Below are 20,354 nucleotides of genomic sequence, written 5' to 3' on the forward strand. Positions count from 1 at the left end.
TAGACGACATAAAAATATATATTCACAACTTTCCCACTTCAGCCGCGCTATTACACCAATTTGGCTTGTAATACGCTATAAACTTTGCGCTGAAGCTCTTCGGCGCTTTGTGATTGGTCGTTTTGCAGTATCTTATCAAACAATACTTCGTCCTTTTTTTTGCAAGATAATATCTTAGTAATAGCCTCCAGATTAGAAATGCTCAGCTCTAATCCAATACACGCTTTATTACGCACTAACATAAACCCATGCATAATGCTACTAAATTGCGCTAGTTTCTCGCGATCAGTTTGAGTGATGCTATAAAGCTCATGTGCTTCTAACGGGTAATTTCCGCTTAATAATATAACCTGCGCCATCTTTTCTATGCTACTCTTATGCTCAATAAAAATACTACGTCTGTTTGCATTAAATATAATTACGCCATTATTTTTCTGATATTCATCTAACACCTGAAAAGCCTTTTGCATAAAGTAATGAGCATTGATTAAAATATCTAGACTATCTAACACTAACATCTTTCTACCAGATCCATAACACTCATCGTGCGTTTTAATAAGAGCATAAAAAAGGGCGAAGCGCACCGAATGATGGTAGTCTAAATCTCGATAAAACTGCTCCAAATATTTTTGTTCAAGCGGTCGGAATTTGACTGTAAACCATTCGGCAGAAATACCACCAAGCGCAAAATAAAGATTATTAGCACGCACAGACTCAGCACAATCAAACATACCAGCACAGTAGCCATCAGCTACAAACGGCTTTAATATCTCTAGCCATTTCTGTGTTGCTGCGCCTTTACCAGCAAAGTCAAAGTTTTGCAAAACAAAAGTCAAAGTTTTTTGGGCTTGCTCCAAGCCGGCAATCCAATCTAATAATAACTCTAACGTTTGTAAATCTTCATCAGATAATGGTACGATATAGTGATTAAGTATGATTTTAAAAAATTCCTTAATACTATCTCTACTTGCCCAAAGCAAAGGGTTTACTAGTCCTTTGAGATCATTGATATAACAAACGCTCCCAAGCATATAATTAAATATTCTCGAGCTAGTTGTTTGGCTAATGTATAAAGTGCTCACCTGATACTTTTGCGCCTGAGCGGTAATAAAATTAGTCAATACCGTCTTACCAGAGCGCTCATGTCCTATAATAGCAGTAACATTACTATCGTTGTCTCCATGGAGGTTAAAAAAATAAGGCGTGCCTATTTCAGTTCTGAATAAAGTTACAGCCCTTCCCCACTTATTATATTTGCTGCCCAAAGGAAAGTTATGCACAGATGCGAAGGCGCCAGTATAACGTAGCAGATTGTAGCTTAATCTTTTTAAAAAAAGAAAATTCCCTGGCAAGTTAGACCAAAACCCAGCTTCTAAATCTATATCCTCGCGCACATGCATTAATCCTAAAAGAGAAAGTTTTTGAGATACTTTCTTGATATTAATATCTAAGGTGTCTAATGTATCATTTATTACGGTTATAGAAATACGTTGCGCGCAAAAAGACTCGTTGTTCTGTTGAGTAGCAACAATAAACTGGCTTGCCTGTATCAATTTTTGATCAGCATGTGTCTGCAATATTTGATTTCTCTCGATAAATTTGCTGGCAATTTCTGAGCGATCTACTGCATAAAACACCTCGGTAACAATCATACCTGCGGGTATTTGGAGCAGATAATCTAATTCTTGCACTGGAATTTCTTGGTACTCTTTTATAGATACAATCGCCGCAAACTTACTGCTATCACCAACGCTAATCTCTATCTTGTCGTTGCCTATGGCATATCTTTTGTCATATGTGAGCAAATCTGAAAGCTGTACATCCTGCAGATAGAAAAAACCTTCTTCAAACCATAATAATTGCTGATATAAAGCAGCGAGCTGAGAATGCACGCCATCGGAGCTTTCTATTAAACCGAGGCGATATGCACCATATTCACTTAAGCCCTGCACAAGCATTTCGCTTACGCGGTTTAAATTGTTTAATGCATCTTGACAATACCGCTGGTGCGCAACAATCAGCCCATCTCCAGTCAGAATTTTTAGAAAACTGCTAAAATTATCAAAATCTATCTTTGCTGCTTGATGCACTATCGAAATATATAAATTATTTATATATTTATCGCACCAATAGTTTTTCTTATTCCATTCATCATTTAATTCGCTAGCAAAAAAACATGAATATTGCGCGTGATCAGAAAGATCGGCCATTGTTTTAATGGTATGGACCCACACAGCAAGTTCTTTACTATCCCCAATGGCCCCGAGTAATGCTTCACGCACTACCTGACGCAGCTGCAGCAGCGATTCTCCCGCCTCTTTGGCATCGACACTTCTTACTCTGATTGTTTGTATTAAATGGCCATCTTTAGAAATTAAAGTATGTTCGTTATAATGAGCTATTACGGGCACAAATAAATAACAATGTTCCTTATATTGATCGGAATCTAGTTTATTCGCACCCTTACGAAAATTAAACATGCGTTATGTCATCACCCCCTAACGCGCGGTCCATCCACCATCTATAGTAATCGCACTACCAGTAATAGACATAGCCCCTTCTGATACTAAAAATAATACTAGTTGCGCTATTTCCGAAACCTCTATAAATCTCTTATTTGCATGAGACCCCAGAATAATTTCATCCATTACCTGCGTCTCTGAACAATTTCTACACTTAGCAGTATCAGCTATCTGCTTTACTACCAGATCTGTTTTTACATAACCAGGGCATATAGCATTCACACTCACTCCATGCTCTGCGCACTCTAGCGCAACGCTCTTAGTCATGCCAATTAAACCATGTTTTGCAGCAACATAAGCGCTTTTATATGGAGACGCAACCAAACCGTGAGCAGAAGCTACATTCACTATCCTCCCCCATTTTTGTTGTTTCATATGTGCTATAGTCTGTTTAATGGTATAAAAACTAGAAAGTAAATCTACTCTTATAATCTGCTCGAATTTGTCATCAGGAAATTCTTCTATACATGATACACATTGTACTCCTGCATTATTAATTAAAATATCCACATACATTCCAGCATTTTGTATTTTATTAAACATATCGCTAATTTCCGATGGATTAGCTAGGTTAGCGGCATAATAATGTACGTTTTTTGCGCCTAACTTTCTTAAACTCTCCAGTTTTTGCGCTGCCATTTCTGCTTGCAACAAATCATGAATAATGAGCTGTGCCCCGCACGTTGCCATATCTGCGGCGATGCCAAAGCCAATGCCACCAAGCCCTCCAGTGATTAAAGCTGTTTTATCTGATAAATCTAAACTCAATTTATTACTCCTTTCTATAGTCATATATATCAACGAATATTTATTATTAATCTCACACTGAATCTGTATTGCATTTAGAGCAAGACCCCTTGCTCTCGTCTACATCATGCGTTAGCATGCTCTTCTCGCTATTTTTGCTAACACTAGTTCTTTCTAAAGATTCTGATATGTTTTCATTGATCTCAGCTGTGGGTTGCTGATGCTTCATCAATTCCTCTCTTGTTTGCACGAGCATAGCGCGCAATTCTTCTAACTCTTTCCTAAGCTGCTCTTCTTGATTAGTGCTAGCATCTATAGTTTCGTTAGCTTGTTTTAATTGCTTAGCGCCACTCTTTTGTTTTTTATTTTTTTGCGAGGAAGTTTCTTGGCGTGCCATTTCTCCCTCCTTCTTAATCATGGCGATATACATTTGTTTATGCAGATCTTTTGAGCTAATAATCTTCTCAATCTCGTCAATTTGCTCTTCCTCTTCTTGATTTATGCGATTTTGCGCAATATTGCGCTTTGCAAGCTCAATGTATTTTGTATTATAAAGTGGTAACTTTTTACCATTTTTTATCGTCTTGTCTGTATGTAGGTTAGGGTTGGAACAACCAAAAAGTAAGAAAGCACATAATAGTAACGCCGTGTATTGCTTAAATAACAAAACTATGCTCTGCTTATTCCTTTTTGATAATATTTTGATATGATGTAATGATAACTTTGCTACTATCATGCAAAACCTTGTTGAATGTTCAATAGTTTTAGAAAAAATACCTCTGTATTTAAATTATATTAGGCAGTTTTACTGCATAGCAAGTATTAGCAATGTGTTATATGTATTTATCTATAAGTTGAATCATTGATATCACTATACCATAGTTATATCCCACGGCACCTGGTTATGAAAGATTCGCGCAATATAAAGCTAGCTATCATCGGCTCTAATAGCTCACACTCCCTTGAACTAAAGGACAAATTGGATGCGTTATATGATGCAGTTCAACCGGAATGCGCGGATGTTATAGTGGTGATTGGAGGTGATGGATTCATGTTGCATACTATACATCAATATCTGCACCTGAATTTGCCCTTTTATGGAATTAATACAGGCTCTGTTGGATTTTTAATGAACGATTTGGGCGTAGAATGTAGTAATATACCCCAAACGATTCAAAATAGTATTGCTGCAACAATCAGACCTCTAGATATAGAGGCAGAAAACGTCGAAGGTGTAAAATTTCATTTGCGAGCTATAAATGAAGTAGCTCTTTTTAGAAAAACTAGTCAGGCCTGTAAAATCTCAATTAAAGTAAACGGTCTCACTAGAATACCTCAGCTCATTGCTGATGGAGTGATTGTAGCAACTGCGGCTGGTAGTAGCGCATATAATTTTTCTGCGGGCGGGACAATAGTACCTATACATTCTCGACTACTTTGCATCACTCCCATCTCGCCTTTTCGCCCTAGAAAGTGGCATGGCGCACTCTTGCCATTTTCTGCAAGTATAGAATGTGATATATTAGAAGAGCGAGAGAGAGTTGGTAATATTTCGGCTGATTTTCAAGAAATCCAAGATGTAAAAAAATTTGTCGTACAAGAATCAAAAACCGATGTAATTAATATTCTATTTAATACTACTCACTCTCTAGAAGAAAAGGTCATGAGGGAGCAATTTATATATTTTTAATCTTTGAATTTTTTATAATAATTACAATAAATATCAGGAAACGAACGGCATGACACAAGAACAACCAAAAACTTTAACAGCTAGACCAACCGTAGAAGAATTAGAGAAAATCATTGCGCAGCCAATACCCATCTTAGATAAGGGGTTTATCAGGCTAGTAGATTATATGGGAGACGACGCGGCGGTGGTGCAAGCCGCCAGGGTGTCTTATGGCGTTGGTACCAAGCAGTCTAGCCAAGACAAAGCTCTTATCAATTACCTAATGCGACATAGACACACCAGTCCATTTGAAATGTGTGAGATAAAACTGCATATCAAGCTCCCTATCTTTATTGCAAGACAATGGATTAGGCACAGAACCGCTAGTGTGAACGAGTATTCTGCTCGCTATTCTATTTTAAGTAATGAGTTCTATCTACCAAGTCTAGAGCAAGTAAAGCCCCAAGCCAAAAACAACAAGCAGTGCAGTGCAGACGCACCGTTACCAACGCAAGAAGCAATGGAGGTGTTAGAAATTTTAAAACAAGACGCGCTTCGTAATTACGAACACTATATTCACATGATGAACCAGGACGAGGAGGGGAACTGCATTAATGCAAACCGTTTTGGAATTAGCAGAGAATTAGCGAGGATGAATCTAACATTGAACTATTATACTCAATGGTATTGGAAAACTAACCTCAGAAATCTATTGCATTTTTTAGATCTAAGATGTAGCCCGCACGCCCAATATGAAATAAGAGTGTATGCTCTTGCTCTCATGGATGTAGTAAAAAAATGGGTGCCTATGGTTGCTCAGGCATTCGAAGAACATGTCTCCAATGGCATAACCTTGTCTGCTAGCGCTAAGGAGCTAATTAAGCGTATTATACATAAACAACCGCACAAAGAACAATTAGATAATATGAATAAAAAGGAGTTGGCTCAGATTACAGAGATTTTTGGTATAGAAGATCTGGTATAATCAATCATAGAAAATAGATACGCATCAAATTAATAAAGACTGAAAAACGATAAAATGTTATCTCATATTAGAAAAAATAGTAATAATCTCTTTTTCCGCGCGCTTTTTGTTTTAGTTCTCATTGCCTTTGCTTATGGTTTAAAGCAAAGCTATCGCGCTGATCAAGAAGATGCTGCTATAGTACAATTTCGTAATGCGCAAACAATTAAACGTAGCGACTTTCTGGAAGAAAAATATCGATTCGTTCAAAACGTACAGAAAAATCTAGATAATAACATAAGTTACGAGGAGCTAGGTAATATACAAAACAATCCAGCGGTAAATCTAGAAATATTAAACGATATGATTTATCGCAGGTTACTAGATAACTTAGTGCAAGATTATTGCCTCGATCTATCTAGCGCTGATGTGATGGAATTAATTAAAAATAACTTGATTGAATCTAATCAGAATAACTATGACCTAGACAAACAACGCCAGCTTATTCTTAGCATAGGCGAGGTTATTAAGGCCGAGGAATTGCGCAAATTGCTCATCTCGTCATTGCAAGACACAACCATCCTCCCAAACTCGTTAATATCTCATTTATCCTTGTTTAATAAACAAATTAAAGTGTTTGATCTTGTGGTTATGAAATTAGATGAAAAATTTGATCAAAGCACAACGCAGCAACCAACAGAAGAGGAGCTAAAGGAGTTTTATCAGAATAATATTTATCAATTCGAAATACCAGAAAAGCGCTCATTTAGCTATATCTACATACCTTTCGCATCCATTGAGAAGAATATCGCAACTGTGAATGATGAAGAGGTGCAAGCCTTCACGCAGGAAAATAGTGAAGATGTAGAGAGTTTAGAGCCGCAAAAAATACAAGAAATGGCTCAAAATAATAAAAATAAAAGTGAATTGCAGAATCTGATTAGAGCGGTGGAGAATGATATCGCATCTGGTTTAGATCTCAAAGATTTATCTAGTAAATACAATTGGGCGGCGTGCGAAGCGTTAGCGCTAGCATATAATGACTTACTGAATGCAGAACAAAAAGATGAGCTCAAGCAAGGAGCGAATCATATTTTTGATTTAGAAATAGGCGAGGTGTCTTATCCAATAGAACTAAACAGCGGTTTGTTGATTGTGCATATGCATGAAATTAAAAATCAATATACACAAAACTTCGAAGAAGTGCGCGTGCAAGTTACTAAAGGGTGGAGAGAAGAAAGAAATAAGGAGAATAATTATAAATTAATGCAACAATTAAATAAAGACTTTGATGCAACAAAAATAAGCTCTCTGGACGGAGCATATGCAAAGTTAAAAATTTATCGTGGTCTACTAAGTAATAACTTTGCTACCAGAGTAACTAACATAGAATTTAACGATAACTTTTATGAGGCATTAGCCAGCACCCCTAACAACGGAGTTACGTTGGTGGCTGATAATGAAGACTACGCCTATTTTGCTTATGTTAGGGAAACTAGAACAAGTAAAAAACCGGAAACGCCAGAAGAAAGAGCGGAAATCAAGGATGAGATAAAGAGCTTATTGCTTGAAGAAATCATAAATTATGAATATAAAACCCAAGAAGTAGATATTAAACAAAAAGACTTAAAATGATTTTTTAGAAGATATACATTCATTACCTATAACAAATACTCGCAATCGATATGCTAAACACGGCCGTTATAATACCAACAAGACTACATTCTCAGAGACTGCCGCACAAACCGCTGCAAACAATAGGAGAGTATAGCTTAATAGAACATGTTGTGTTGAATGTGTATAAAAAAATACAATGCAATGTATACCTCGCCACAGACTCTGAGTCTATCGCTGATGCAGTTGCTAAGCATAGCGTACCCGTGATTATCACTCCGGAATTACCATCTGGCACAGACAGAGTACACCATGCTATCCAACAGATAGACCCCCAGCGTAACATTCAATATGTCGTGAACTTGCAGGGAGATATGCCATTTATAGAACCAGACCTTATTAACCAGATGCTCCATCAGCTACACCAAACAGAATGCGATATCCTTACCTTAGCAAGAAAAGGGGAGTGTGTGATGCAAAAGCAGCAATTTGTGAAGATTATCTCGGATGCCTACAATAGAGCGTTATACTTTTCTCGCAACGATATTCCGTATGGGGCGCAGCAATTTTTATACCACACTGGCATATATGGCTTTACTAGGTCAGCGCTAGAGCGCTTTGTAGCGCTCCCCCCATCGAATCTTGAAACTATCGAAAATCTAGAGCAGCTTAGGGCGATAGAGCATGGCATGCACGTGAGTTTAATGCATCATTATCAAGAGGTGATATCTGTAGACACTCAAGAAGATTTAGAAAATGCCCGAGAGTTTTGGCGCAAGACTCAACAATCGTCACCTGCAACAAATCTTGCTCATTCTAATGTCTAGAAATTTAAATGATATAGAAAAGTTAGTATACTTTATATCCACTTTGCCTGGGTTAGGCAGCAGATCGGCCCGCAGGATAGTGCTCTATCTTCTGCAAGATAAAGACAATCGGTTACAAACGCTTGAACATTTAATACACAACATCTACTCATCTATTCATTGTTGCAGCGAATGCTTCAATTTTTCTTCAGATAAGATATGTGAAATATGCTCTGACCCAAGCAGAGATAACCAAGTGATAGCGGTTGTGGAAACAGTCGCCGAGTTATGGGCAATAGAGCGGAGCAAGACCTTTAAGGGTAAATATCATGTGCTGAATGCGCAAGAGAATCATCGCAATCACAGCTCCTTTAATTTAGATAAACTACTTTCTAGGTGTAAGCGACATCAATGTCAAGAATTAATCATCGCAACTAACCCTACGATAGAAGGGCAGATGATTGCGCATAGTGTTATTGATTACTTTCATGGTGTGCCGATTCTTATTTCAAAATTGGCATATGGGCTACCAATAGGTGGGGAGCTAGACTATATAGACGAGGGCACCCTCACTTTGGCAATAAATAGCAGAAGGTTATATGAGTGAGGGGGGTTTATTTTACTAACTGAGCGAAGTTTGAAAAAGATGTCTAATGATTTCTTATCATCCAATCCTCTTTTTAAGGTTGAGCATTGCGCGACCTATTCTGAAGGGTAATTTTGTTGTCAAAACTCTTTTGCGCTCCTCATATACTAGAGTATGCTGCGGCTCTGTGCTTCGTATACTCCTCGCATTTGCTCATCATGAGCGAGTTTTGAAAGAGGTCTATTGTTGCCTAAAGCGTCATGGCTGCTCTGTATTGCCTAAAAAAGAAATATCTACCTTTGCTGATAAAAAGAAATTCAAGCAATATCCAATTGGAGAATTAGGTATTTTAAAGAAATAAGAAATAGCCTCATATAATTGATTAAATTCAGTAATTTGATTTTTAATCCATCGTTTCATATTAGCCCAAAATTTCTCTATTGGATTCAGAGCCGGTGAATATGGAGGCAAAGAAATGATCCTGCAATTTACTATTCAATCAATTCTTTTGTCTTCTTAGATTTATGAAAAGAAGCATTTTCCATAATTACAACTTGGCCGGACTTTAATTCCTTAATTAAAACATTCTCCACCTAGCTTTCAAATAATAGTGCATTGCATGGACCATTAATACCATAGGTGCTGTTGACTTATCCTGCTATAATATTCGTTCTTTCGTAATGTTTGCCACTCTTTTTACTAACTAGTTTCTCGCCTTTCTTTCCCCATCCCCGATCCTTGCATATCGTCATCTCGATACCGCTCCCGTCAATATAAACTACACTTTCAGTAGATATATCTTTTATTTTTTCCTGGTAATCTTGACGTCTTTCTTCGCTAGCTTCCAAGTAGGAAAAGTCTTTTTTTTATAGCGAAAGCCTAGATTTTTTAACCAGTAACTTATTGTAAAAATACTTACTCCAAATTTTTGGGCAGCTTTTTTCAATGTCATATTTTCATTTAATTTAACGTAGCTTTCAAGTGCTTCTAGATCAATTTTTCTTTTTGAACCACCTCGTTTCTTTGCAAGATAATTGCCTTCTTTTTTATATTTTCGGTACCACCTTCCTATTGCTGATACACTTATTTTAAATAATTTAGATGCTTGGTCATAACTATTCCCAGCTTCTAAATATTGTACTACTTTTTCTCTTAAATCATTGCTATAGCTTTTTGTCATTTTCCTTTCATTATAACGAAAAATTATATCTAATTCAACCTAAATTACTATACCATACAAAGTTTTAATTTTGTGCGCAGATTTGTCTTGACTCAACATTTCTGCGATATAACCCCACCCCCGTATCTAAATCGGCGTCGTGGTTATCATCAATTAACTTAAACAATGTATGATAATGTTATTTACAAAAATTTTTCTTTAATATCCGCTCTCCTTTGCTTTGCATTAATCATTCTTAGTTGCTTTTATTTATTAACTATGAATTCAAAAATTGACGCTACATACATACGTATATTTTAGTTGATATGATGCGTCAACTGTTTATGGCAATCCACTAAGCATGTATACCTCTGATCAAATAAGAGTTGGCAAGGGGCGCGGGAAAGTAGTAAAATCAGATTGGAAATAAAACGCTCACGGAAAACAGAAAGGGCGAAATTGATATCTCATTATAAAAATGAGCGGGATACAAAAATATGCGATAGAATCAAGGTAGTTTTCATAAACCTCTTTCACACTCCACTCCTTCATGGCGATATGCGCGTAGTGTCCAACGCGAAATCCTCGCTTAACCCCATGCAGGCTCGAAGTTCCGTGATTATTCGTACACTCTTCACATTTATTCGTCATGCAGCGAGTTTCGAAGGAAGTCTAATCAACCGCGCCCCGCATCACTCTTTTTTAAGCTACGTATGATATCTATCATCGATTGCGGAGTAACTTTTTCATGACATTCATTATTTATATGCACAACTGGCGCACCGACGCATGCACCTAAACACTCCACTTCTGATACAGAAAACAACCCATCCTCACTGATATTTTTGGCATCGCTCACACAGGTTTGCTCGCGAATGAGGGCTAGTAGCTCATCTGATTTTACTAAACAGCAGGGGGTAGTGGTGCAAACCTTGAAGTGAAACTTTCCTCGTGGTTCAAGCTGAAACATGCTATAAAACGTAGCAACCTCATATACCCTAATATAAGGTAGGTCTAACAATTGTGCCACATACTCCATCGCCTCCACAGACAACCACCCGTCATTTTGGTTCTGCACCAGCATGAGACAGGGTAGCAACGCACTCCTTTTTTGGTCTTTCGGATATTTTGCTAAAATCAGATGAAATTTTGCTAAATTTTCACTACTAAACGCAAAAGCATGAGTCATGCTTATACCCTACAAATAAATTGCCAAATCAGCCAGCGTTGTTATAGCTCGTCGCTAGTGGGCGGCTCCGAATATTGGGCATTAAACTGCTTAATGCAGTCTAATTCTATTTGCAACACGGCAAAAAGCTCTGAGCCATTCTCAGTGTTCAACCATTCACCAGTGGCTGCGTTATATGCAAAATGACTAGGGCCGTTCGTTGGAGAAGAAATCCATACTTGATTTGCGAAAGAATGTTTATTAATAATAAAAACTCTTTCCTGCTTATCTATTATGCCCACTAGCTCGTTGTTATATTCTATATCTGCACAATCATCAATCGTAGAATCAACAAACGATAATATTCTCTCAAAAACATCCAGTAATTCCTGGGTGCTATAAAAACTAAATGTAGGTACACTCACACGCTTCCTTATATTTTCACAATAATCCCGATGTAGTATATAGATATACAAAAAGGCTTAGTTCCTAAAAATAAAATCTACTTACGGTAGTACTCGTTATGCTTTGTTATGGAATATATAATACAATTGAACTATAACCCGTAATTCTTAGAGTTCATCATAACAAAACATGGATCCGAAATACATAATATATTTTATTGTATTTTTACTGTACGTCAACCTTACGTATGCAAAAGTAGGAGAAAATATTGCACATGACCACTATTTAGTTGCCGGATGGAATGATGAACCACCATACCAAATGCTTGATGTAACAAGGAAATCAGTGGGGTTAACGGGGCTAGATATCGAATTATTAAACTGTTTATTTAAAGCAAATAAAATCGAAATCAAGTATCAAAAAAATGATTGGCATCAGCAACAGATTGATCTGCAGAATGGAATACAGGATGTGGCGATGGATGTTACTAAAACAGAATCTCGCGAAGGTTTCGTATCCTTTTCTGTGCCATACCGCATAGAAGAGAATAGTTTATTTATATTAAAACAACAAAATAAACTATCAAATTTTCACAATATCCCAGAACTGCTCTCGCAATTAAGGCTATATAACACGCGCGTTGGAGTGATTAAGGGCAACGTTTTCTCTTCTAACGAATTAAATCTTTTTATAAATCATGAATTTAATCAAGATATAGTTTTTCATTACTCCAATTACGATGCATTAATCAAAGATTTAAAAGAACATATAATTGAATGTTGCTTTGGCGACAGGCTGATTATTGCCGATTTTATATTTAATAATGCTCTAGAGAATGAAGTACAGGAGATATTTGTGAATCTTAAAACACCCGTACATCTAGCCTTGAGCAAAACAAGTGTTTCGCCAGAATTAACGCAAAAAATTAATCAAGGCATTATTGACCTTATAGATAGCAGGGAATACCAGAATATCTTAAAAAGATATCTCTATCCCTTACTGTTATTGCAGGTAATTAATTCTGATTTATTTTCTTATCTTGCAATAGCGGCCACTATTTCTTTCGCATTTTCAGCAATGTTGATTAGCATAGAGTTTAGAATCGGATTAATGAACACTATATATTTAGCGCTCATACCATCTTTATGTGGCGGAGTAATGCGAGATGTGATTATTGACCGTAGACCCGTTGGTATCATTCTCAATCCAGTTTACATATATCTATCTTGCTGCGCAGTGTTAGCAGGGCTTGTAGTTGCCAAATTTATAAAAATGCACAACATAAATCTTGATCTCTATTTGCCACGTATACAAATGGCTAGAGCATACTGCGATGTCTTTGCGAAATCTAGCTTCATTGCAATCGGAGTTGCGATGACGGTTATGTCTAGAATCGAACCATTAGAATTATGGGGACCATTTTTTGCCTTACTTACCTGTAGTGGTGGCGCGCTCATTCGCAATCTTTTGCTTAAAACCTTTGTTGTTGGTTGCGAAATTCGTTCTGAAGGTTCATGGGTATATCTGTTTTGGAGCGCTGTGCTTAGTGGCTTTATTTCCTTTGTCTCTAATCAAAACAAAGAGTATTTAGAGCTTGCGGTATACATTACCTCTTGCGCCTGCTTATGCACGGCAATAGCAATGCTTAAACTAAAAACAAAAGACTTAAAGTTTTACTAATTTTACTAAATGTTTTATCATATAAACTCTTTTTTAAATAACACCCTAATGCTAAACTCTATAAAAGACATCGGATTGTTGCTCCCAAACTCCAATTTATTTACCGCACTCATAGCTAGCGGTTTTGGTGCAGTTGCAGCGATTTTACACATGGAGTCTAGCAAAATGCGCAAGTTGTCAGTGAATTTTGAATATTTTGCGCTGTTATTAATCAATTTATTTGCTGGCATCGCTATCATTGGCTTACAAGACCTCTTCGCTCTTATGTGCGCTCTAGAATTACAAACCTTTTGTTTGTATGGGCTATGCATGCTATGCTCACAAAACGGCGCGGTAAATAGCATCACAAGATATTTAATCATTCATCTCATCGTGAGTGCAGTAGGGTTCTATGGGTTATCGCTAATCTATGGTTTTAATGATGGTAGTCTTGAATATCAGTCGCTTGCACGAATTTTCAACAATCCAGAAAAGAGCGGTGCATGCATTGGTTTGTTTCTGTTCTGTATTAATATATGGTTCAAACTCTCTCTCGCGCCTTTTCATTTGTGGACGCTAGATCTATATAGCAGTATTAGCATTACAACCATAAACTACATTGCAACCGCTCAGAAGTTTACTATTTTACTTGGTTTGATAAATCTTATTAAATATCTACCAATCTCGCCTATCCTCTCTTCTTGGCTGTTACTTTTTCTCCTGACTTCTCTAATATTAGCGAGCATTTGCATTTTAACTGAAAAAAATATTAAAAAAATTGTAGCATATAGCGAATTATTTAATACTAGCTATCTGTTGGTACCGATGACTATGAGTTTTAACCAAGATCTTTCCAAAATTTCTATCTTCTATCTTTTGGCTTATATGATTAACGGCATTGGTTTTACTGCTATCCTTGCCTCTCTTAGCAAGGCCGAGAAGCTAGAAGACTTGTCTGGCGTGGGGAGACGCTACAAGTGGCTTGGCATTGCGCTCATCATAGTTTTATTCTCTAACGTGGGTATTCCACCTCTTTCCGGCTTCTTTGGTAAATATTTTATTCTGCATTATTTATTTCAAGAACAGCAAATCTGCATAGCGCTTCTTGCAATAGGATGCAATCTAGTGATGTCTTTCTATGTACTTAACATGTTAAAGGTTGTTTATTTTGATCAAACTATGCCTATAAAGTTGGAAGGGCGGGGTATTAGACCTCTTGCCAAACTCGCTCATCACTCTCTCGTGTTTATTGCATATTTATCTATTAGCTTTATATTAGGAGCATTACTTGTTGTTGAGGAAATATTTCTATGTCTTGGTTAGAAGAATATCGCTTATTAATCTTCGACTCTATCGACAGCACTAATAGCGAAGCGCTACGCTTGATTAAAACTGGAGAAATGCAACATAGCTTTGTGATTTGGAGTAAAGAGCAAACCAAGGGGCGCGGTAGATATGGCAAAAACTGGATAGGCAGCGAAGGAAACCTATATGCCACCATAGTTTTACTAGAGCAGCTCAGCCTAGAACAAAAGGGGCAGCTACCCCTGCTTGCCGGCTTAGCTTTTTGTTTAGCGCTCAACGAGCTCACTCAACCAGCTCAAGTGCAGGTAAAATGGCCTAATGATCTTATGTATAATCATCAAAAACTCGGTGGTATTCTTGTGGAATCTATAATGTTAAATAAGCAAGAGTATTATCTAGTAGGAGTAGGGATAAACGTAAATAAAACACCTCATATAGATCGCCCATTAACCAGCCTCGCCCAAATCATTGGTAATCAATTGGAAGTGGGGGCAGTACTCAACGCCTGTATGCAATCTTTTATGCATTGTTACCATGCATGGATTAGATATGGCTTTGAATTGACGAGAATTCAATGGCTAAATAACGCATATAATCTAGGCAAAACCATCACTTTTCATAATCAACAAGAATGTATTACTGGTGAATTTGTTGATATAGACTTAACTGGCAACTTGATGATAAAACTAAAAGATAATCAAATACAAAATTTTTCCATAGGACATATCCTATCTTAGATAAAAATTTATTATTTTTTATATTATTTTAATCTAATCCATTTTTCTTTTGTTACGATAAGCCAAAGCATGTTCCGCAACTTTATGCTACTGGCCATAGATATGGCGAAACAGGCCGTCCAGTTAGGAGAGGTGCCAATAGGAGCGGTGTTGGTAAACAATAGGCGAGGGGCGCTCTACAGAGCGTGCAATTTAGTGCAAACCTGCAATAACCCCTTGTTGCACGCAGAGTTTTTGGTTATTAGAGAAGCAATTGCTAATAGGGAAGAGAAATTTTTGCATGAATTTGATTTATATGTCACGCTTGAACCATGTTATATGTGTGCATGCGCTATATCGCTCTCTAGAATTGGGCGTGTGTTTTATGCTGTACAAAGCAACAAATTTGGCGCATTATCTAATGATCATAATTTTTTCTCATCTCCGCAGTGTTTTTATCGTCCAGAAGTATATCCAGATCTTGGATATCATGAATATGAAGAGATCTTGAGAGATTCTTTTTGTAAAATGAGAAAAAATGATGTATAATCACTACCACTTTTATTATTAATTTTTTTTGTAGATATGACGTTTCTTATCGGACTGCTGATAGTACTAGGTTCTATCGGCTTTGGTTACGCGATGCATTCCAGAGATTTTCTAGTATTGTTCCAACCTTCTGAAATATTAATTATTCTTGGTAGCTCTCTAGGCGCCTACATTATCGCAAGTAAATACGAAGTGAGTTTGCGCACTCTAAAATCTTTGAAATATCTGATATCTTCTCCCTCACCAAAAAAAGAAGACTACGTATCGTTATGCGTCTTGTGCTTTAATTTATTTAAAGTTGCCAAGTCCAAAGGGTTACTTGCATTAGAGGAGCACGTGGAGAGTCCAGAAGACAGCGCATTTTTTAAAAATGCAAGCAAGTACATCAAAGATAATGAAAATGTCAAAAAGTTTTTGTTAGATAATTTGCGAATAATACTCACTGGTATTAACAAAGCAGATGATCTAGAGTCGATGATGAATCATGAAATTGAAGTATATACAGATCACGAATTAGAGACTTCTGGTTCTCTGTTTTTTATCGCTGATGCATTGCCGGCGCTTGGTATAGTAGGTGCGGTGTTGGGTATGATAGTAACCATGAGAAGTGTAATGGAACCCCCTGATGTTTTAGGTGCATTAGTGGCATCGGCATTATCTGGTACATTCCTCGGAGTTTTGATCGCATACACCATGGTGGCGCCAATCGCTAAAAAGCTAGAAACTTATTCCATTGATCATTCTCACTTTTTACAATCTATCAAACTTGGTTTAATAGGATATGTAAATGGCCATCAACCGGCTGTAGTGGTTGAATTGATGAGAAAGGCTACTCCACAAAGCGCGAAACCTTCTTTTCAAGAAGTAGAAAAAGCAATCAATGCAATAAAATAGTTAATATTTTTTAACATACTATATGAGAAAACGTAAAGAAAGGAAGTCTGGTAGTTGGAAAGCGGCATATGCGGATTACGCAACGGCGATAATGTGCTTTTTTATGTTAATGTGGATTTTAAACATAGTGCCAAAGGAAACTAAAGAGGGGCTTTCGCAGTATTTTGTTCAAGCTCAAGATCTAGAAGGGGGGTTGAATTTTAACCAAAAACACGATGGTTTAACAGACAAAGCTTCAGAGATAGAGATAGATCACGATCAGATTGGAAAATTAGATCCAAGACATGATATAAAAATATTCCAAGAAGTTATAAGACAAGCAAAATTAATCAACACTTTTGGTAATTTCCGAGAAAACATCTCAATGGAAATTTCTACAGAAGGTTTAAAAATTAAACTACAAGACGCCGCCCAACGCGCTGTGTTTCAAAGAGGTACAGATGTGGTACAGCCTTATATGTATAGCGTAATTTCCAATATAGCGGATTTAATAAAAGAATATAAATATTATATTGCAGTTGTTGGCCATACAGCTACCGGCAATGGGCAAGATGATATGTGGGAACTGTCAACAGGGCGAGCAAATGCTGTGCGCAAATTGCTGATAGAATATGGCGTAGACCCTAAATGGTTTGTTAAAATCGTTGGTAGCGCTGATAGAGATGCGATTCAGTACGAGGGCGCCGGTAATATTAAGGCTGATATTATTCTGTTGAATCAGAACTCGTTAAACAAGTCTCAATCACCATTTGCAAATCAAATTTTAGATCAAGCTAAATAGATCTCGTCTTAAAAACCGCAAGAGTAATCTAAAGAAATGTTAGCCGCTTTAACTTCCAGTGCTGGGACATAAACTATAGTAATTTAGGTTGAATTAGATATAATTTTTCGTTATAATGAAAGGAAAATGACAAAAAGCTATAGCAATGATTTAAGAGAAAAAGTAGTACAATATTTAGAAGCTGGGAATAGTTATGACCAAGCATCTAAATTATTTAAAATAAGTGTATCAGCAATAGGAAGGTGATACCGAAAATATAAAAAAGAAGGCAATTATCTCGCAAAGAAACGAGGTGGTTCAAAAAGAAAAATTGATCTAGAAGCACTTGAAAACTACGTTAAATTAAATGAAAATATGACATTGAAAAAAGCTGCCCAAAAATTTGGAGTAAGTGTTTTTACAATAAGTTACTGGTTAAAAAATCTAGGCTTTCGCTATAAAAAAAGACTTTTCCTACCTGGAAGCTAGCGAAGAAAGACACCAAGATTGCCAAGAAAAAATAAAAGATATATCTACTGAAAGTGTAGTTTATATTGACGAGAGCGGTATCGAGATGACGATATGCAAGGATCGGGGATGGGGAAAGAAAGGCGAGAAATTAGTTAGTAAAAGAGTGGCAAACATTACGAAAGAACGAATATTATAGCAGGATTAGTGAATAATAAGTCAATAGCACCTATGGTATTTAATGGTCCATGCAATGCACTATTATTTGAAAGCTAGGTGGAGAATGTTTTAATTAAGGAATTAAGGTCCGGCCAAGTTGTAATTATGGACAATGCTTCTTTTCATAAATCTAAGAAGACAAAAGAATTGATTGAATAGTAAATTGCAGGATCATTTCTTTGCCTCCATATTCACCGGCTCTGAATCCAATAGAGAAATTTTGAGCTAATATGAAATGTTGGATTAAAAATCAAATTACTGCATTTGATCAATTATATGAGGCTATTTCTTATTTTTTTAAAATACCTAATTCAACCTAAATTACTATAATTATTACGGCAGTGGAGAATATGTTAAAAATGGCTTTGTAAAGAAGAAGCAAAGATACGAATGCAAGGAGTACGGGAAGACATTCAGGGAAAGAGACTTAAGAGAGGTATACACAGATAAAAAAGGCTGAGAGTAATTAAATGGTATCTTGAGGGAGCCCGGATTATGTCTATAGAAAAAATGGAATGGGTATCAAACCCCGTAGTACCCTACATTTTTTTGAGCTCGCTACTTAAGAGTGCAAAAAGAGGGTGTCGGGCGGTCTTAAGTTGTGAGATAATGTCTCGATAAAGCACTTCACGGTTGCACGAAAGCAGGATTTTAACCTATCAAAGCCTAAGGTAAAAAGGAACCAAATAGGAACTTTTACCTCCTCTTTTTTCTTTATTTGTATCTTTTGATAGCCGGCTTCTATTAATCCTTGTTTAATAATAATTGCAGCCGAAATTGCGGCTAAGGTGATCAATTTTTTATACCTTTCATGGCAAGTTATACGGCTTTTTTCAATATTGAATCCGCCGCTGTTTAAATGTTTAAATAACCTTTCGATAGCCCACCTATATCTGTATTTCTCAAAAGCTTTTTGCTCTAATTCTTCGCAAGAAGCTAAAATCATTAAATTGCCCGATTCATTTTTGGATGCGTAAATAATCACCTTGTGCCCCCACAAAATTCCTTCGGAATACTCATATCCTAAAGGTTTTAAATTTGCAAAAGCTTTTGCTCCTCTTCCCTTCTCTAGTGAAGCGCGTCCAGCCTGTATTAACCTAAGATGCATGTTACAACGGAGCGGGATAATAAAATTAATTTTCTTTTAAAAAATCTAGCCAATCTTTATTCATAAATTCTCTATCGGCAAGTAAGCGCTCGATGTTAATATTGGGAAAATAGGTCAAAAATTTTTGTAAAAATTCTTTCATCAACCTTGTCGAACAAGTGCCGCAATGGGGTAAAAATTCTCACATAATCGGTACGGAAATATTAGACCTCTTTCGAAACTCGCTCATGATGAGCAAATGCGAGGAGTATACGAAGCACAGAGCCGCAGCGTACATGAAGTGCGTGAGGACTCGAGCATCGACGGCGTCGCCACAGTTGCCATCAGGAGTAGAGTTAGGAAAGAGGTATATTGTTTATAACTACCGCGAGAAATAAAGTATTAATATCCGTTTTTCCGAATTCCCAATTAGTTCTGTCCATTGCCAAAACATAACTTGTGATTCCGAATAAACCGATGATTAACTTAGCAATCGAAACAAAATCTATAGTAAAGCTTTTCAATAAACGATAAATTCTATGAGTTTTAGATTTATCCTTTGCGGGACCAGGAAGAGATAGCGCAAGCTCTTTTTGGTGAATACCAGCATCCGTAATAATACTCAAGATTGCTGCAACAAAAGATTTTACTCTTGATTTATTTCCGGCTATATGAGGTGATAGCGCTTGAAGGCTTGAAGTAGTATATTATGCATTTTTGTCACAAAAAATAAACGATATATACTACTTCAAACCCTCATAGTAAAGCCTTTCCTTAAAAAATGTAGGGTACTATGGCAAAAATCATCAATTTTACGAAAAATATCAACTATAGTAAATTAATTTGAGGTAGCGTATTTAAAAAAGAAAGATAACGAAGCAAAAAGACTCTGAAAGTCAGAAATTTTCTGCTTAACCCATCGCTTCATATTAGCCCAAAATTTCTCTATTGGGTTAAAATCAGGTGAATAAGGAGGAAGAAAAATTACCTTACAACCAACAGATTCAATGAGATCTTTTGTCTTTTGTGATCTGTGAAATGCAGCGTTATCCATTAT

23 protein-coding genes and 2 pseudogenes are annotated in these 20,354 nt (G+C 36.7%); 14 read left to right on the top strand and 11 right to left on the bottom strand.

Translation table 11 applies throughout. The annotated features are described in order from the left end of the window. Window positions 1-50 precede the first annotated feature (50 nt). The 3 genes from Sarmat_RS00765 to Sarmat_RS00775 are packed head-to-tail and all read right to left on the bottom strand — an operon-like array spanning window position 51 to window position 3,936. Window positions 51-2,480, bottom strand: a complete 2,430-nt coding sequence (locus Sarmat_RS00765) for a VirB4 family type IV secretion/conjugal transfer ATPase (protein ID WP_202148951.1) — start codon at window positions 2,478-2,480, stop codon at window positions 51-53. A gap of 18 nt (window positions 2,481-2,498) precedes the next feature. Beyond that, on the bottom strand, window positions 2,499-3,314 hold the full coding sequence (locus tag Sarmat_RS00770; RefSeq protein WP_202148952.1) for a 3-hydroxybutyrate dehydrogenase: 816 nt from the start codon (window positions 3,312-3,314) through the stop codon (window positions 2,499-2,501). A 28-nt stretch (window positions 3,315-3,342) separates the two neighbouring features. After that, complete coding sequence (locus Sarmat_RS00775; protein ID WP_202148953.1) at window positions 3,343-3,936, bottom strand: hypothetical protein; 594 nt, start codon at window positions 3,934-3,936, stop codon at window positions 3,343-3,345. Window positions 3,937-4,173: 237 nt separating this feature from the next. Between Sarmat_RS00775 and Sarmat_RS00780 the strand changes: the two genes are divergently transcribed. The 5 genes from Sarmat_RS00780 to recR are packed head-to-tail and all read left to right on the top strand — an operon-like array spanning window position 4,174 to window position 8,929. Further along, window positions 4,174-4,959 (top strand): NAD kinase, encoded by a 786-nt coding sequence (locus tag Sarmat_RS00780; RefSeq protein ID WP_202148954.1) that lies wholly within the window; start codon window positions 4,174-4,176, stop codon window positions 4,957-4,959. Window positions 4,960-5,008: 49 nt separating this feature from the next. Beyond that, window positions 5,009-5,923 carry an FAD-dependent thymidylate synthase gene (thyX, locus tag Sarmat_RS00785; protein WP_202148955.1) on the top strand — a complete coding sequence of 305 codons (915 nt, stop codon included), beginning with the start codon at window positions 5,009-5,011 and terminating at the stop codon, window positions 5,921-5,923. 54 nt (window positions 5,924-5,977) lie between these two features. Continuing rightward, window positions 5,978-7,537 carry a peptidyl-prolyl cis-trans isomerase gene (locus Sarmat_RS00790; RefSeq protein WP_202148956.1) on the top strand — a complete coding sequence of 520 codons (1,560 nt, stop codon included), beginning with the start codon at window positions 5,978-5,980 and terminating at the stop codon, window positions 7,535-7,537. Window positions 7,538-7,587: 50 nt separating this feature from the next. Then, window positions 7,588-8,343, top strand: coding sequence for a 3-deoxy-manno-octulosonate cytidylyltransferase family protein (locus tag Sarmat_RS00795; RefSeq protein ID WP_202148957.1), 756 nt, complete (start codon window positions 7,588-7,590; stop codon window positions 8,341-8,343). Further along, window positions 8,336-8,929, top strand: coding sequence for a recombination mediator RecR (gene recR / locus Sarmat_RS00800; protein ID WP_202148958.1), 594 nt, complete (start codon window positions 8,336-8,338; stop codon window positions 8,927-8,929). The genes Sarmat_RS00795 and recR overlap by 8 nt, the downstream gene beginning before the upstream one ends. Window positions 8,930-9,166: 237 nt before the next feature. Here recR and Sarmat_RS06740 read toward each other — a convergent pair whose 3' ends face one another. The 5 genes from Sarmat_RS06740 to Sarmat_RS00820 all read right to left on the bottom strand — a co-directional run bounded on the left by Sarmat_RS06740 (window position 9,167) and on the right by Sarmat_RS00820 (window position 11,660). Beyond that, window positions 9,167-9,379, bottom strand: coding sequence for a transposase (locus Sarmat_RS06740; protein ID WP_244127080.1), 213 nt, complete (start codon window positions 9,377-9,379; stop codon window positions 9,167-9,169). Window positions 9,380-9,710: 331 nt separating this feature from the next. Then, window positions 9,711-10,088 carry an IS630 transposase-related protein gene (locus tag Sarmat_RS06745; protein ID WP_244127081.1) on the bottom strand — a complete coding sequence of 126 codons (378 nt, stop codon included), beginning with the start codon at window positions 10,086-10,088 and terminating at the stop codon, window positions 9,711-9,713. A 414-nt stretch (window positions 10,089-10,502) separates the two neighbouring features. Further along, window positions 10,503-10,718, bottom strand: a complete 216-nt coding sequence (locus Sarmat_RS00810) for a hypothetical protein (RefSeq protein WP_202148959.1) — start codon at window positions 10,716-10,718, stop codon at window positions 10,503-10,505. Between the two features lie 25 nt (window positions 10,719-10,743). Then, a complete protein-coding gene (locus tag Sarmat_RS00815; RefSeq protein WP_202148960.1) occupies window positions 10,744-11,256 on the bottom strand; it encodes an NADH-quinone oxidoreductase subunit NuoE family protein in 513 nt (170 codons plus the stop codon). A gap of 41 nt (window positions 11,257-11,297) precedes the next feature. Further along, entirely contained in the window at window positions 11,298-11,660 is a 363-nt protein-coding gene (locus Sarmat_RS00820) for a frataxin domain-containing protein (protein WP_202148961.1), read from the bottom strand. A gap of 169 nt (window positions 11,661-11,829) precedes the next feature. Here Sarmat_RS00820 and Sarmat_RS00825 point away from each other — a divergent pair, with 169 nt between their 5' ends. From Sarmat_RS00825 to Sarmat_RS07525, 8 genes and pseudogenes are all read left to right on the top strand, one after another. Beyond that, the gene (locus tag Sarmat_RS00825) at window positions 11,830-13,320 is read left to right on the top strand and encodes a transporter substrate-binding domain-containing protein (RefSeq protein ID WP_202148962.1); all 1,491 of its coding nucleotides are present in this window, start codon (window positions 11,830-11,832) and stop codon (window positions 13,318-13,320) included. A gap of 48 nt (window positions 13,321-13,368) precedes the next feature. Beyond that, a complete protein-coding gene (locus tag Sarmat_RS00830) occupies window positions 13,369-14,622 on the top strand; it encodes a proton-conducting transporter transmembrane domain-containing protein (RefSeq protein WP_202148963.1) in 1,254 nt (417 codons plus the stop codon). Next, entirely contained in the window at window positions 14,610-15,341 is a 732-nt protein-coding gene (locus Sarmat_RS00835) for a biotin--[acetyl-CoA-carboxylase] ligase (RefSeq protein ID WP_202148964.1), read from the top strand. The genes Sarmat_RS00830 and Sarmat_RS00835 overlap by 13 nt, the downstream gene beginning before the upstream one ends. Window positions 15,342-15,410: 69 nt before the next feature. Continuing rightward, window positions 15,411-15,869, top strand: coding sequence for a nucleoside deaminase (locus Sarmat_RS00840; protein WP_202148965.1), 459 nt, complete (start codon window positions 15,411-15,413; stop codon window positions 15,867-15,869). A gap of 36 nt (window positions 15,870-15,905) precedes the next feature. Continuing rightward, entirely contained in the window at window positions 15,906-16,763 is an 858-nt protein-coding gene (locus Sarmat_RS00845; RefSeq protein ID WP_202148966.1) for a motility-associated protein, read from the top strand. 22 nt (window positions 16,764-16,785) lie between these two features. Beyond that, window positions 16,786-17,544 (top strand): OmpA family protein, encoded by a 759-nt coding sequence (locus Sarmat_RS00850; protein WP_202148967.1) that lies wholly within the window; start codon window positions 16,786-16,788, stop codon window positions 17,542-17,544. Between the two features lie 126 nt (window positions 17,545-17,670). Further along, window positions 17,671-18,012, top strand: a pseudogene (locus tag Sarmat_RS06750) (IS630 transposase-related protein). 547 nt (window positions 18,013-18,559) lie between these two features. Further along, window positions 18,560-18,670, top strand: a pseudogene (locus tag Sarmat_RS07525) (IS1/IS1595 family N-terminal zinc-binding domain-containing protein); the annotation flags it as partial. A 102-nt stretch (window positions 18,671-18,772) separates the two neighbouring features. Here Sarmat_RS07525 and Sarmat_RS00860 read toward each other — a convergent pair. After that, complete coding sequence (locus tag Sarmat_RS00860) at window positions 18,773-19,318, bottom strand: transposase (protein WP_202148968.1); 546 nt, start codon at window positions 19,316-19,318, stop codon at window positions 18,773-18,775. 227 nt (window positions 19,319-19,545) lie between these two features. On the opposite strand from Sarmat_RS00860, the gene Sarmat_RS00865 reads away from it, so the two are divergent. Further along, window positions 19,546-19,695, top strand: coding sequence for a hypothetical protein (locus Sarmat_RS00865; RefSeq protein ID WP_202148969.1), 150 nt, complete (start codon window positions 19,546-19,548; stop codon window positions 19,693-19,695). Here the strand turns inward: Sarmat_RS00865 and Sarmat_RS00870 are convergent. Further along, entirely contained in the window at window positions 19,654-19,923 is a 270-nt protein-coding gene (locus Sarmat_RS00870) for a hypothetical protein (RefSeq protein WP_202148970.1), read from the bottom strand. The two genes, Sarmat_RS00865 and Sarmat_RS00870, sit on opposite strands and share 42 nt — an antisense overlap. Window positions 19,924-20,135: 212 nt before the next feature. Then, a partial coding sequence (locus tag Sarmat_RS00875; RefSeq protein ID WP_202148971.1) for a transposase occupies window positions 20,136-20,354 on the bottom strand: 219 nt, incomplete at its 5' end.

Source organism: Candidatus Sarmatiella mevalonica (assembly GCF_016751895.1).
Lineage (GTDB): Bacteria > Pseudomonadota > Alphaproteobacteria > Rickettsiales > Rickettsiaceae > Sarmatiella > Sarmatiella mevalonica.

Excerpts from the sequence above, each read along its gene's own strand:
- Sarmat_RS00765 (WP_202148951.1), bottom strand. The coding sequence starts at position 2,480 with ATGTTTAATTTTCGTAAGGGTGCGAATAAACTAGATTCCGATCAATAT.
- Sarmat_RS00770 (WP_202148952.1), bottom strand. The coding sequence starts at position 3,314 with ATGACTATAGAAAGGAGTAATAAATTGAGTTTAGATTTATCAGATAAA.
- Sarmat_RS00780 (WP_202148954.1), top strand. The coding sequence starts at position 4,174 with ATGAAAGATTCGCGCAATATAAAGCTAGCTATCATCGGCTCTAATAGC.
- thyX (WP_202148955.1), top strand. The coding sequence starts at position 5,009 with ATGACACAAGAACAACCAAAAACTTTAACAGCTAGACCAACCGTAGAA.
- Sarmat_RS00790 (WP_202148956.1), top strand. The coding sequence starts at position 5,978 with ATGTTATCTCATATTAGAAAAAATAGTAATAATCTCTTTTTCCGCGCG.
- Sarmat_RS00795 (WP_202148957.1), top strand. The coding sequence starts at position 7,588 with ATGCTAAACACGGCCGTTATAATACCAACAAGACTACATTCTCAGAGA.
- recR (WP_202148958.1), top strand. The coding sequence starts at position 8,336 with ATGTCTAGAAATTTAAATGATATAGAAAAGTTAGTATACTTTATATCC.
- Sarmat_RS06745 (WP_244127081.1), bottom strand. The coding sequence starts at position 10,088 with ATGACAAAAAGCTATAGCAATGATTTAAGAGAAAAAGTAGTACAATAT.
- Sarmat_RS00810 (WP_202148959.1), bottom strand. The coding sequence starts at position 10,718 with ATGACGAATAAATGTGAAGAGTGTACGAATAATCACGGAACTTCGAGC.
- Sarmat_RS00815 (WP_202148960.1), bottom strand. The coding sequence starts at position 11,256 with ATGACTCATGCTTTTGCGTTTAGTAGTGAAAATTTAGCAAAATTTCAT.
- Sarmat_RS00825 (WP_202148962.1), top strand. The coding sequence starts at position 11,830 with ATGGATCCGAAATACATAATATATTTTATTGTATTTTTACTGTACGTC.
- Sarmat_RS00830 (WP_202148963.1), top strand. The coding sequence starts at position 13,369 with ATGCTAAACTCTATAAAAGACATCGGATTGTTGCTCCCAAACTCCAAT.
- Sarmat_RS00835 (WP_202148964.1), top strand. The coding sequence starts at position 14,610 with ATGTCTTGGTTAGAAGAATATCGCTTATTAATCTTCGACTCTATCGAC.
- Sarmat_RS00840 (WP_202148965.1), top strand. The coding sequence starts at position 15,411 with ATGTTCCGCAACTTTATGCTACTGGCCATAGATATGGCGAAACAGGCC.
- Sarmat_RS00845 (WP_202148966.1), top strand. The coding sequence starts at position 15,906 with ATGACGTTTCTTATCGGACTGCTGATAGTACTAGGTTCTATCGGCTTT.
- Sarmat_RS00850 (WP_202148967.1), top strand. The coding sequence starts at position 16,786 with ATGAGAAAACGTAAAGAAAGGAAGTCTGGTAGTTGGAAAGCGGCATAT.
- Sarmat_RS00860 (WP_202148968.1), bottom strand. The coding sequence starts at position 19,318 with ATGCATCTTAGGTTAATACAGGCTGGACGCGCTTCACTAGAGAAGGGA.
- Sarmat_RS00865 (WP_202148969.1), top strand. The coding sequence starts at position 19,546 with ATGATGAGCAAATGCGAGGAGTATACGAAGCACAGAGCCGCAGCGTAC.